We start from the raw sequence: 12,502 nt of genomic DNA on the forward strand, positions 1-12,502 counted from the left end.
CCCCCCCCCCCCCCCCCGGCCCGCCGCCGCTACGCTCGTGCCATGACGGAGAACCTCTCACCGCGCAGCCGCATCGTCCACGACGCCCTCCGCGCCGCCGGCGTCTCGGGCGAGATCATCACGCTCCCGGATGCCGCGTCCACCGCCGCGCTCGCCGCCGCCGCCCTCGGCATCGAGGTCGGAGCCATCGCCAACAGCTTGGTGTTCTGGTCGGACGGCGAGCCGCTCCTGGTGATGACCAGCGGCGCCCACCGCGTCGACACGGCGGCGCTCGCGGCGCGCCTCGGGCGCCGGAGCATCGTGCGAGCGACGCCGGAGCAGGTGCGCGCGGCCACGGGGCAGGCCATCGGCGGCGTCGCTCCGACCGGCCACCCCGCGCCGCTGCCCACCGTCGTCGACGAGGCGCTCGCCGCCTTCGACGAGATCTGGGCCGCGGGCGGAACGCCCCACACCGTCTTCCCCCTGACTTTCGACGAGCTCGTCCGCCTCACCGGAGGCACGGTCAGCGCCGTCGACTGAGCGCGCTCAGTCCGCGCGGAGCACCTCCCACGCCGTGACGGCCGCCGCCGCCGTCCACGCCTGCGGGCGGCACGCGGCGGGGTACGGTGCGGGCGCCGACACCTCGTCCGCCCCGTCGCCGGCATACAGCTCGGGCACGCGGTAGGAGAAGGCCTCCGCGCCGGCGAGCATCTCGGCCACGACCCGGCGCGCGTGGCCGTGCAGACCCGCGCGCGCCATGCCGCGCGCGACGATCGCCGTGTCGTGGATCCACACGCTTCCGCCGTGATAGCTGAGCGGCCAGTAGCCGCCGGCATCGGTCGACAGCGTGCGGATGCCGAAACCGGACGACATCCGCGGGTCGACGAGCAGGTCGGCGACGGCCTTCTCCTCGTCGGGGTGGAGGATGCCGGTGCCGAGGAGGTGGCCGATGTTCGAGGTCAGTGTGTCGACCGGTCGGCCGTCGCGGTCGAGGGCGATCGCGGGGAAGCGTCCGGACGGCGTGGTCACCCAGAAGCGCGCGGCGAAGCGGCGCTTGAGCCCCGCGGCCCAGTCCCGCAGCTCCCCGCCGCCCGGACGCCCGAACCGGTCGAGGAGTGCGGCCCCGCCGAGCGCCGCCTCGTAGGCGTAGCCCTGCACCTCGCACAGCGCGATCGGGCCGTTCGCGAGCGTGCCGTCCTGCCACTGGATGGAGTCGCCGGAATCCTTCCAGCCCTGGTTCGACAGTCCGTGGCCCGTCTCGTCGACGTATTCGAGGAAGCCCGATCGCTCCGCGGACGCGACGATCCAGCCGAGCGCGCTCTCCAGGGCGGGCAGCAGGCTCTCGACCTCGGCGGCCGGCAGCTGCGCGGCCGCATCGGCCAGGAGGGTGACCCAGAGCGCCGTCGCGTCGACGGTGCCGTAGTACAGCGGCGGCAGCACGATGCCCTCCCCGGGCATCGACAGCGTGGACGCGCGCAGCTCGTGCATGATCTTCCCGGGCTGCTGCGCGGTGGCGGGGTCGTCCCGCGTGCCCTGCAGTCGCGCCAGGACGCGCAGCGTGGAGGCCGCGACGGTCGCATCCACGGGCAGCATGAGGCGCGCCGCCCACAGCGAGTCCCGGCCGAACAGGGTGAAGAACCAGGGTGCGCCGGCCGCGAAGAACTCGTCGTCGGGGGCGTCGGGGAGCGCGAGGCGGAGGGCACGGAGATCGTCGAGAGCGCGGTCGAGCCAGCGCTGGAGCCGGGGGTCGGCTCCCGCGGGGGCGATCGGACGCGGCCACGGCGCGGGAGTCCGGGCGCCGCGGACCACGAGCGAGCGGTCGTCGAGGCGCGCGGTCCACGACACGCTCGCCGCGTCGCGTCCATCGCCGTCGAGGTCCCAGACCAGCGTGATCTCTCCGCCGTCGGCGAGGTCGATCGCCGCCTCCGGAGCGTCGATCTCGAGCGTCGCTCCGCCCCGCCGGGCGGTGACACCGGCCTCGGTGACGGTGGGGTCGCCGGGATCGCCCGTCGGCGTGCCCGCCTTGACCTCCTGCAGCGCGCCGATGTCGATACCGATGCGCACGCGCAGGCGGACGCGCACGGGCTTCTCGAGGTGGGTGCGCACGGTCAGCGTCTCGGACATCGTGCCGTCGGCCACCCGGCGCTCGCGCACGAGGCGCACCTTCGGGTCGGGGCTGGGGTCGTCGACGCCGCGGAGGAGCGCGTCGATGCGGACCTGCCCGGCACCGACGATGTCGGTCGCGACGTGCTCCGGGGCGAGATAGGTCCCGTCCGCGGCGGCGTAGTCGACGCGGAGCGTCCGGACGAAACGCGTGTCGCCGTGGTAGATCCCGTCGATGACGGCGGATCCCATGTCGCCGTCACGGCCCGACCAGGCCTGCGTGGGCGCCGTCAGCGCCACGATCCGGTCGGAGAGGAATGGCTGCAAGCCGGCCGTCATCCCTTCACTGCTCCTTCGCTGGTGTTCATGATCTTCTTCTGGAAGAGGAAGAAGATCACGGCGACGGGGATCGTCATGATCGCCGCGGCCGCGAGTTTGAGGGGGTACTGCGTGCCCTGACTGAGCTGGCCCGACGCGAGCGAGGCGACGCCCTTGGTCAGCGTGGTCAGCTCAGGCGACTGGGTCGACACGATGAAGTGGCTCAGCTCGTTCCACGATCCCTGGAACGACAGGATCACGATCGTGATCAGGGCGGGTCGTGCCATCGGGAGCACGATCGACCAGAACACGCGGAAGGTGCCGGCGCCGTCGATGCGCGCCTGCTCCTCGACCGAGTCGGGGATCGACTCGAAGAAGTTCTTCATGATGAACACGCCTGCCGCGTCGACGAGCAGCGGCAGGATCATGCCCGCGTACGAGTCGTAGAGGCCGAGCTGGTTGAGCACGAGGAACTTGGGGATGAGGAGCACGACCGTCGGCACCGCCATCACGGCCACGACGAGCGCGAACACGACCCCGCGTCCCCGGAAGCGCAGGCGGGCCAGTGCGTAGCCCGCCAGCGAGACGAAGAACACGCGCCCGACCGTCACGCAGACGGTGACCACGGCCGAGTTCGCGAACCAGAGCGGGAAGTCGCTGTGCAGGAACAGCCGCTCGTACGCCGCCGTCGAGAAGGTGGCGGGGATGAGCGAGATCGGGTCCGCCGCGGCATCCGGCTCGGTCTTGAACGAGGTGGCGACCTGCACGAGGAACGGGTAGACGTACACGATCGCCAGCGCGGCGAGCATGCCGTAGAGCAGCACCTGTCCCGTCACGCTGCGCGGCGTCAGCCGTCGGCGTCGGCGCGGCGGGGGTGCGGATGCCGCGGCCTGCACCTCCACGGTGGTCAGCGTGGTGGTCATGATCGGGCCTCCTTCGAGGATGAGGATGAGACCGCGCCGGATGCCGAGGCTGCACCGGATGCCGAGGCTGCGCGCGACTGGTAGGCGCGGATGCGCCGCTTCGAGACGGGCCGGTCCCGCAGCACCCAGCGCTGGAGGAGCGTGAAGGCGATGATGATCAGGAAGAGGATGAACGCGATCGCGGCGCCCACGCCCCAGTCCTGGTTCTGGAAGGCCGAGGTGTACGAGAGGTAGGCGGGCGTCACGGTCGTCTTGGCGGGGCCGCCCTGGGTTCCGGTGTAGATCTGATCGAACACCTGCCAGCATCCGATCAGGCCCAGCGTGATCACGGTGAACAGCGTCGGGCGCAGCTGCGGGAGCGTGATGTGCCAGAAGCGCTGCCAGCCGTTCGCGCCGTCCATCATGCCGGCCTCGGTGAGCTCGAATCCGATGTTCTGCAGCGCCGCGATGAACAGCAGCATGAAGGTGCCGCTGGTCGTGAACACCGCCATGAGGACGAACGCGGACATCGCGACGGACGGGCCGGACAGCCAGTCCCACCACGAGACGCCGAGGAGGCCGCTGCCGGTGAGCGCGTCGGGTCCGTCCGACACGCCCAGCGCGCCGAGGGCGACGTGGACGATGCCGCGCGGGTCGTTGAACCAGTTGGGGGCGGCGAGCCCGATCGCCGACAGGATCTGGTTGACGGGACCCGCGAAGGAGAAGAGGAACAGCCACAGCACGGTGATGGCGACCGAGCTCGTCACCGACGGGAAGTAGAATGCGGTGCGGAAGAAGCCGCGACCGCGCAGGATCCGGCGGCTGACCAGAACGGCCAGGAAGAGCGACAGCACGGTCTGGAGCGGGACGACGAGCAGCACGTACCACGCGTTGTTGCGCAGCGCCGTGCCGAAGTCGCGTTCGGCGAGCCCGCCGCCGGTGGTGATGGCGGCGTAGTTGTCCAGGCCGACGAAGCCGACGGAGGGGGAGAGGGGGCTGCCGCGCCCCGACCAGTCCGAGAAGCTGACCCAGAGCGCCATCAGCACGGGGACGAGCAGGAAGACGCCGAGGATCAGGATGACGGGCGACACGAACAGCCAGCCCGCGCCGGAGCGACGGGAGCGGCGGACATGATCAGCCGACGACGGCCTCGAGGTTGGACTGCACCGAGTCGAGGATCTTCTTCGGGTCGCCCGTCTTCAGCGACTCGAGCTGCGCGTTGAAGTCCTTGATGACGTCGGCAGCGCCCTTGTTGGTGGGAACGCCCTGCGCATAGTCGGCGCCCTCGAGGAACGCGACGAGCGAGGGGTTATCGCTCTTCCAGGTCTCGGCGGCGGACTGCACCGACGGCATCGGGCCGAACGCCTTCGAGAACGCGAGCTGCTGCTCGGCGCTCGTCAGGTACTCGACGAGGTCGAGCGCGGCCTTCTGGTTGGGGCTGTCGGCGGCCATGCCCCAGCAGTTGGTGAACTGCAGGGTGCCCTTGCCGGCGCTGCCGGCGGGCAGCTCCACGACCTTGGCCTTCACGTCGGGGTAGTCGCCGAGGGCACCGGTGATCCAGTTGCCCTCGATCGTCATGGCGCCCAGCTGCTTGCCGAACGCCTCACCGCCCCAGCCGGCGCCCACGTCGGAGGCGTACGCGAAGGTGCCGTCCTGCAGGTGCTGCTGCACGTAGGTGAGCGCGGCCACGTTGGCGTCGCTGTTCGCCTCGGCGGTCGTGCCGTCCTCCGAGACGAGCCGTCCGCCGGCCTGGGCCATGAAGGCGCCGAGGCGGGCGTACTCGCCGCCGAAGACGAGTCCCTTCGTGGTGCCGTTCGTGAGCTTCGCGGCGACCTCTGCGAGCTGGTCCCACGTGGTCGGGATGTCGGCGTCGGTCAGTCCCGCCTGCGTCCACAGGTTCTCGTTGATGACGAGCTGCAGCGTGGAGAAGTCCTTGGGGGCGCAGTAGAACGTGTCGTCGACGGTGAAGTTCTTCACGAGCGACGGGTAGAAGTCGCCCTTGTTGCTCAGCTGGTCGCCGTAGGCCTTGAGCGACCCGTTGCTCGCGAAGCCCGCGAGCTGGTCGGTGCTGAGGTAGAAGAGGTCCGGCGGCGAGCCGGCGGCGAAGCCCTGGGACAGCTGCTGGGCGAGGTCGGTGGCGGCCACCACCGACGCGGACACGCCGGACGACGACGACCAGGCGGCCACGGCATCCTGCACCGCCGTGGTCTCGGCGTCGCCGGACGAGCCGATCATGATGGTCAAGGGCTTGTCGGACGAGGTCAGGTCGCCCGCGCTCGCTGAGCCGGCCGATCCCGAGCCGCTGAATCCCTGGCCGCAGCCGGTCAGCAGCAGGCTCGTGGCAACGGCCAGGCCTCCCGCCGCGAGCAGCGTCCGTGCTGTCTGTCGCTTCATCGCATCTCCTTCGATCGCGTGGCCTGCGCCTTCGGGCGCGGCCTCATGGTGCCATCCCGGTGTCGGAACGTCGAAACGGTCCGCCGTTGGATCGATCATTTGATCGTTCAAATTGTGGGATGCTTGAAAAGATAGACGAGGATGCCGAGAGCGTCAAGGGAGGTCCGCGTGAACAGATCGGCGACGATCGAGGACGTCGCGCGCGCCGCCGGCGTCTCGCGACAGACCGTCAGCAACGTCATCAACTCGCCCCAGATCGTGCGGGAGGAGACGCGGGCGCGCGTCACGGATGCCATCTCGCGACTGAACTACGCGCCCCACGCCTCGGCGCGCCGGCTGCGCACCCGACGCAGTTCGACGATCGGCATCCACCTCGACCCCTACGCGGGCGGCATCTCCGGCGTGGTGCTCGACCGCTTCGTGCACGCGCTCACCGAGCAGGCGGGCGAGCGCGGGCTCCGCGTCATGCTCTACGCCGCCCGGACGCCCGACGAGGAGATCCGCCGCATGGGCGATCTGCGGGAGGGTGGCGAGATCGACGCGGTCGTGATCACGGGCACCTTCCCCGGCGATCCGCGCGCCGAGTGGCTCCTCGCCCGCGGCGTGCCGTTCGTCTCCTTCGGCAGGCCCTGGGGGCGCGACGACGTCGGCGCGCCGACGCATCACTGGGTGGACGTCGACGGGGCCGCGGGCACCGCCCAGGCCACGACGCACGCCCTCGCGACGGCGGGGGCGCGGGTCGCGTTCTTCGGCTGGCCGGCCGGGTCGGCGACGGGCGACGATCGCGAGAGCGGCTGGCGCCGCGCCCTCGCCGCCGCCGACGCGGGCAGCACCTGGGCGCCCGTACGCCTGACCAGCGAGGAGAACGTCGCGCGGGCGCGCGACATCGCCGCCCCGGTCGTCGCCCGCGACGACATCGACGCGCTCGTCTGCGTCAGCGACTCGCTCGCCGTCGGCGCGCACCTGGCCGCCGTCGCCGCCGGGCGCCCGCGGCTGCCGATCATCGGCTTCGACAACACCCCCGCGGTCGAGGCCCTCGGGCTGTCGAGCGTCGAGCAGCTGCCCGAAGAGGTCGCGGTCGGTGCGCTCGACCTGCTCCTGGGCGGCGCGTCCTCGATCGACCCGCGCGACGCCGAGCCGGGCCGCGCGCACGTGCTGGTCGAGCCGCGCCTCGTCGTGCGCTGAGGCCCGCGCCGCGATCCCCCGCGCCGCGCTCAGCCGTAGAGGCGGCGCCGCAGCTCGCCCGCCGCGACGGCCACGGCGGGAGCGAGGGATGCCGCGTCGTGTGCCGAATCGGCGGGCCACGTGATCGCGATCGCGGCGACGGGCCACTCGGCGTGATCGTGCACGGCGACCGCCACGGAGCGGAAGCCGAGCGTCACCTCGCCGTCCTCGTCGGCGAACCCCTGCCGGCGCGTCCGCCGCAGCACGTCGCGCAGCTCGCCGGGCCGGCGCGGGCCGCGCCCGGTGCGGTCGGCGAAAGCCGCGGCATCCGGGTAGAGGGCTCGCACCTGCTCGCGGGGGAGAGCGGCGAGCATCGCGCGTCCCGTCGCGGTCAGGTGGGCCGGAAGACGCACCCCGACATCGGTGATGAGCGCCGGCCGTCGCGGCGCGCGCTCCTCCACGATGTACAGCACGTCGCGTCCCGTCATGACGGCGAGATGGGCGCTCTCGCCCCAGCGGTCGGCCAGGGCGGCGACCAGCGGACGGCCGAGCCGGGCGAGCGGCTGCTGGCGCGCGTAGCCGCCGGCGAGCTCGAACGCGGCCGTGCCCAGGCCCCAGCGCCGCTCGTCGGGAAGGTGCACGACGAAGCCGTGCTCGGCCATCGCCGCGAGCAGGTGGTAGACGCTCGAGCGTGCGATGCCGAGCGTCTCGGCGATCGTCCGCGCCGCCACCGGTCCGCGCTGGCGCCCGAGGTACGACAGGATGCGCAACGTCTGATCGGCGGCCGGCACCTGCGGCGCGCTCACCGATGTGTCTGGGATCACAGACACAGATTGCCACAGCCCCTGTTCGGCGCGCCGTCGCCGCGATGGAATCGGGGCATGACGACACCGCCCGACGCGACCGCCCTGCCCCTCCGCCCCCACGACGGCCCGGCCGAGGCGGGCTCCGTCGTCGTCGGAGAGCGCCCCCTGCAGGTGTCCGAGGTGGTCGCCGGGGGGGGCGCGGTGGCGCGCCACGGCGCACGGGTCGAGCTCGCACCCGCCGCCGCCGCGCGCATCCGCGACGCGCGCCGGCTCGTCGAGCGGCTGGCGGGCGACCCCGAGCCGCACTACGGCATCTCGACCGGGTTCGGCGCGCTGGCCACGACGTTCATCGCCCCCGAGCGGCGTCGTCAGCTGCAGGCCGGCCTCATCCGCTCCCACGCCGCCGGCACCGGCGCCGAGGTCGAGCGCGAGGTCGTCCGCGCGTTGCAACTCCTGCGGCTGCAGACCCTCGCGACCGGACACACCGGCGTGCGCGAGGTCGTCGTGGACACCTACGTCGCGATGCTGAACGCCGGCATCGCCCCCGTGGTGCGCGAGTACGGCTCGCTCGGCTGCTCCGGCGACCTCGCCCCGCTGTCGCACATCGCCCTCGCCGCCCTGGGCGAAGGCGAGGTGCGCGATGCCGCGGGCGTCCTCGTCCCGGCATCCGACGCCCTGGACGCCGCGGGCGTCGCCCCGCTCGTGCTCGAGGAGAAGGAAGGACTCGCGCTCATCAACGGCACCGACGGGATGCTGGGGATGCTCGCGCTCGCGCTCGCCGATCTCGACAACCTGCTCGCGGTGGCCGATGTGACCGCGGCGATCTCGATCGAGAGCCAGCTCGGCACCGACGCCGTCTTCGCCGCCGACCTCATGGCGTTGCGTCCGCAGCACGGGCAGGCGGCCTCCGCCGCCAATCTCCGCGCGCTCCTCGCCGACTCGCCGATCGTCGCGAGCCACCGCGACCCCGCCGTCTGCACCCGGGTGCAGGACGCCTACTCCCTCCGGTGCTCACCCCAGGTGCACGGTGCGGCCCGCGACACCGTCGAGCACGCGCGGGCGATCGCCGCCCGCGAGCTCGCCTCGGCGATCGACAACCCCGTCGTCACGTCCGACGGCCGCGTCGAGTCGAACGGGAACTTCCACGGTGCGCCGGTGGCGTACGTGCTCGACTTCCTCGCGATCGCCGTCGCCGACCTCGCCTCCATCGCCGAGCGGCGCACCGACCGCGCTCTCGACCGCACGCGCAGCCACGGCCTGCCCCCGTTCCTCGCCGACGAGGTGGGCGTCGACTCCGGCCTCATGATCGCCCAGTACGCCGCGGCGGGCATCGTCTCGGAGCTCAAGCGCCTGGCCGTCCCGGCATCCGTCGACTCGATCCCCTCGTCGGCGATGCAGGAGGACCACGTGTCGATGGGGTGGTCGGCGGCCCGCAAGCTCCGACGGGGAATCGACGGGCTCGCTCGGGTGCTCGCGATCGAGCTCGTCACCGGATGCCGCGCCCTCGACCTGCGCGCCCCGCTGCGCCCGGGGCCGGCGACCGCCGCGGTGCGCGACCGGGTGCGCGCGGCGGGTGTCGCCGGCCCCGGACCCGACCGGTTCGTCAGCCCCGACCTCGAGACCGCGACGGCACTCGTGCTCTCCGGCGAGGTCGCCGCGGCCGCGTTCGCCACTTCCGCCCACCCGGCCTGATCGAAGGAGATCCACGATGACATCCCATGCCGAGACCCCCGACTCCGCCGCCGCGGAGACCGGCGCGGCCGTCTCACCGCGCGGCCCGATCCGCGCCCCGCGCGGAGCGCAGCGCACGGCGAAGAGCTGGGGAGCGGAGGCCGCGAAGCGGATGCTCATGAACAACCTCGACCCCGAGGTCGCGGAGCATCCGGAGGACCTGGTCGTCTACGGCGGTACGGGGCGCGCCGCCCGGTCGTGGGAGGCCTACGACGCGATCGTCCGCACCCTCGACGAGCTGGAGCCCGACGAGACGCTGCTCGTGCAGTCGGGGAAGCCGGTCGGCGTCTTCCGCACGCACGAGTGGGCACCGCGCGTGCTCATCGCGAACTCGAACCTCGTCGGCGACTGGGCGACGTGGCCCGAGTTCCGCCGGCTCGAGGAGCTCGGGCTCACGATGTACGGGCAGATGACCGCCGGATCGTGGATCTACATCGGCACCCAGGGAATCCTGCAGGGCACGTACGAGACGTTCGCCGCGGTGGCCCGCTCGCTGGGGCGCGACTCCCTCGCCGGCACCCTGACCCTCACGGGCGGTGCCGGCGGCATGGGCGGGGCGCAGCCCCTCGCGGTGACCCTCAACGGGGGAGCGGTGCTGATCGTCGACGTCGATGCGTCGCGGCTGGAGCGCCGAGTCGCACACGGCTACCTCGACGAGTACACCGACGACCTCGACGCGGCCCTGGCGCGCGTCGTCGCGGCCCGCACGGCGGGGCAGGCGCTCTCGGTCGGTCTCGTCGGCAACGCCGCCGAAGTCTTCCCGGAGCTCCTGCGACGCCGCCACGCGGGCGGCGCGCCGATCGACATCGTCACCGACCAGACCAGCGCCCACGACCCGCTCGCCTACCTGCCGATCGGGGTGAGCGTGGCCGCCTGGAAGGACGCCGCGGCATCCGACCCCGAGGGCTTCACCGTGCGCGCCCGCGCCGCGATGGCTGCGCAGGTGGCGGCGATGGTCGGGTTCCAGGATGCCGGGGCCGCCGTGTTCGACTACGGCAACTCGATCCGCCGGGAGGCCGAGCTGGGCGGCTACGACCGGGCCTTCGCCTTCCCCGGTTTCGTGCCCGCCTACATCCGCCCGCTGTTCGCGGAGGGGCGGGGACCGTTCCGCTGGGTGGCGCTGTCGGGCGATCCGGAAGACATCGCCAAGACCGATCGCGCGGTCGCCGAGCTGTTCCCGCAGGACGCGGCGCTGCGCCGCTGGCTGGACAAGGCGGGCCAGACCGTGCACTTCGAGGGGCTTCCCGCCCGGATCTGCTGGCTCGGCTACCAGGAGCGCCACCTCGCCGGACTGAGGTTCAACGAGATGGTCGCCTCGGGGGAGCTCGCCGGCCCGATCGTGATCGGCCGCGATCATCTCGACGCCGGCTCGGTGGCCTCCCCGTACCGCGAGACGGAGGCGATGGCCGACGGCTCCGACGCGATCGCCGACTGGCCGCTGCTGAACGCGCTGCTGAACACGGCGTCGGGGGCGTCCTGGGTGTCGATCCACCACGGCGGCGGTGTCGGCATCGGCCGCTCGATCCACGCCGGCCAGGTCACGGTCGCCGACGGCACCGCCCTGGCGGCGGAGAAGCTCGCGCGGGTGCTGACGAACGATCCCGGCACCGGTGTCATGCGCCACGTCGACGCCGGCTACGACCGGGCGCGGGAGGTCGCCCGCGAGCGGGGGCTGATCGTTCCGATGCTCGGGGATGTCGCCCCGTGAGCACGCTGCTGATCACCGGCATCGGCGAGCTGACGACGAACGTCACCGGGCTCGGCGACGACCCCCGCGACCCCACGGGACTGATCCGCGGCGCCGCCCTCGCCGTCGTCGACGGGCGCGTCGCCTGGGTCGGCCGCGGCACCGAAGAGCCGCGTCTCGATGGGCCGCAGACAGGGGCGACGCCGGAGGTCGAGGTCGTGGATGCCGGCGGCCGCGCAATCCTCCCGGGCTTCGTCGACAGCCACACGCACCTCGTGTTCGCCGGCGACCGGGCGGACGAGTTCGAGGCGCGGATGGCCGGACAACCTTATGCCGCGGGCGGCATACGACGGACGGTGGCGGCGACCCGCGCGGCATCCGACGACGAGCTGCGGGCGCGACTGGCCGGCCTCGCGGCGGAGCTGCACGCGCAGGGGACGACCACGTTCGAGGTGAAGACGGGCTACGACCTCACGGTGGAGGGCGAGGCGCGGCTCGCCCGCCTGGCCCGGGAGGTGACGGACGAGGTCACCTTTCTCGGGGCTCATGTCGTGCCGGCCGAGTTCGTCGATGACCGCGCGGCGTACGTCGACCTCGTCTGCGGACCGATGCTCGCCGCGGTACGCCCGTACGTCCGGTGGATCGACGTGTTCTGCGAGCGCGGCGCGTTCACCGCGGAGGAGACCCGCCGCATCCTGCGGGGCGGCGCGGCCGCGGGTCTCGGCACCCGGCTGCACGGCAACCAGCTCGGACACGGTCCGGGGGCGCGGATCGCGGCCGAGCTGGGTGTGTTCTCGCTCGACCACGCGACCTACCTGCACCCCGACGACGTCGCCCGGCTGGCCGAGGCCGGGGTCGTCACGACCCTGCTGCCCGGTGTGGAGTTCTCGACCCGGCATCCGTACCCCGATGCGCGCCGGCTCATCGATGCGGGAGTCACGGTCGCGCTCGCGAGCGACTGCAACCCGGGCACGAGCTTCACGAGCTCGATGCCGCTCATGATCGCGCTGGCCGTGCGCGAGATGGGGATGACGGTCGCCGAGGCCGTATGGGCGGCGACGGCGGGCGGTGCCCGGGCCCTCGACCGCGATGACGTCGGCACCCTGGCCCTCGGGACGCGGGCCGACCTGGTGATGCTGGACGCGCCGACCCGGACCCACCTCGCGTACCGCCCGGGGGTGCCGCTCGTGCGCGCCGTCTACCGCGGCGGGGAGCTGATCGTTTAGGCGTTTCGACTCGGCGCTGCGCGCCTCGCTCAACGTCCGGGTCCCATCCTCGCCCGCTCCCGGTCGTTCGCCGCCGCGAGTCGAACGCCCCGCGCCCCGTCCGCCTCCCGGTCGTTGAGCGAGCGGCGCCGCCGCGAGTCGAAAAGCCCTGCGCCCCGTCTCGCCCCCGGTCGTTGAGCGAGCGGCTGCGCC

The 12,502-nt window shown here is 72.9% G+C and carries 10 protein-coding genes; 5 read left to right on the forward strand and 5 right to left on the reverse strand.

Translation table 11 applies throughout. The features are described from left to right. Positions 1 to 42: 42 nt before the first annotated feature. Positions 43 to 519 (forward strand): YbaK/EbsC family protein, encoded by a 477-nt coding sequence (locus tag AC1Q49_RS09565; protein ID WP_101307190.1) that lies wholly within the window; start codon positions 43 to 45, stop codon positions 517 to 519. Between the two features lie 6 nt (positions 520 to 525). Here the strand turns inward: AC1Q49_RS09565 and AC1Q49_RS09570 are convergent, their stop codons facing one another. From AC1Q49_RS09570 to AC1Q49_RS09585, 4 genes are read right to left on the reverse strand one after another with little or no spacing between them, the layout of a single operon-like run. Next, positions 526 to 2,421 carry a glycogen debranching N-terminal domain-containing protein gene (locus tag AC1Q49_RS09570; protein WP_492491849.1) on the reverse strand — a complete coding sequence of 632 codons (1,896 nt, stop codon included), beginning with the start codon at positions 2,419 to 2,421 and terminating at the stop codon, positions 526 to 528. Then, the gene (locus tag AC1Q49_RS09575) at positions 2,418 to 3,323 is read right to left on the reverse strand and encodes a carbohydrate ABC transporter permease (protein WP_492491851.1); all 906 of its coding nucleotides are present in this window, start codon (positions 3,321 to 3,323) and stop codon (positions 2,418 to 2,420) included. The genes AC1Q49_RS09570 and AC1Q49_RS09575 overlap by 4 nt, the downstream gene beginning before the upstream one ends. Then, positions 3,320 to 4,399: a carbohydrate ABC transporter permease gene (locus tag AC1Q49_RS09580; RefSeq protein WP_492491892.1), complete on the reverse strand. Its 1,080-nt coding sequence runs from the start codon at positions 4,397 to 4,399 to the stop codon at positions 3,320 to 3,322. Before AC1Q49_RS09580 ends, AC1Q49_RS09575 begins: the two co-directional genes overlap by 4 nt. A gap of 37 nt (positions 4,400 to 4,436) precedes the next feature. Further along, positions 4,437 to 5,696 (reverse strand): extracellular solute-binding protein, encoded by a 1,260-nt coding sequence (locus tag AC1Q49_RS09585; protein WP_492491853.1) that lies wholly within the window; start codon positions 5,694 to 5,696, stop codon positions 4,437 to 4,439. Between the two features lie 168 nt (positions 5,697 to 5,864). Here AC1Q49_RS09585 and AC1Q49_RS09590 point away from each other — a divergent pair, with 168 nt between their 5' ends. Further along, positions 5,865 to 6,881, forward strand: coding sequence for a LacI family DNA-binding transcriptional regulator (locus AC1Q49_RS09590; protein WP_240191224.1), 1,017 nt, complete (start codon positions 5,865 to 5,867; stop codon positions 6,879 to 6,881). 29 nt (positions 6,882 to 6,910) lie between these two features. On the opposite strand, the gene AC1Q49_RS09595 is transcribed toward AC1Q49_RS09590, so the two are convergent. Next, entirely contained in the window at positions 6,911 to 7,690 is a 780-nt protein-coding gene (locus tag AC1Q49_RS09595; RefSeq protein ID WP_061782109.1) for an IclR family transcriptional regulator, read from the reverse strand. A gap of 51 nt (positions 7,691 to 7,741) precedes the next feature. Between AC1Q49_RS09595 and hutH the strand changes: the two genes are divergently transcribed. From hutH to hutI, 3 genes are read left to right on the forward strand one after another with little or no spacing between them, the layout of a single operon-like run. After that, positions 7,742 to 9,358: a histidine ammonia-lyase gene (hutH, locus tag AC1Q49_RS09600; RefSeq protein ID WP_492491856.1), complete on the forward strand. Its 1,617-nt coding sequence runs from the start codon at positions 7,742 to 7,744 to the stop codon at positions 9,356 to 9,358. Positions 9,359 to 9,374: 16 nt separating this feature from the next. Further along, on the forward strand, positions 9,375 to 11,105 hold the full coding sequence (hutU, locus tag AC1Q49_RS09605; protein ID WP_492491858.1) for a urocanate hydratase: 1,731 nt from the start codon (positions 9,375 to 9,377) through the stop codon (positions 11,103 to 11,105). Beyond that, complete coding sequence (gene hutI, locus AC1Q49_RS09610; RefSeq protein ID WP_492491860.1) at positions 11,102 to 12,310, forward strand: imidazolonepropionase; 1,209 nt, start codon at positions 11,102 to 11,104, stop codon at positions 12,308 to 12,310. The genes hutU and hutI overlap by 4 nt, the downstream gene beginning before the upstream one ends. The last annotated feature ends 192 nt before the right edge of the window (positions 12,311 to 12,502 follow it).

The organism is Microbacterium sp. MPR-TSA4 (assembly GCF_058792815.1).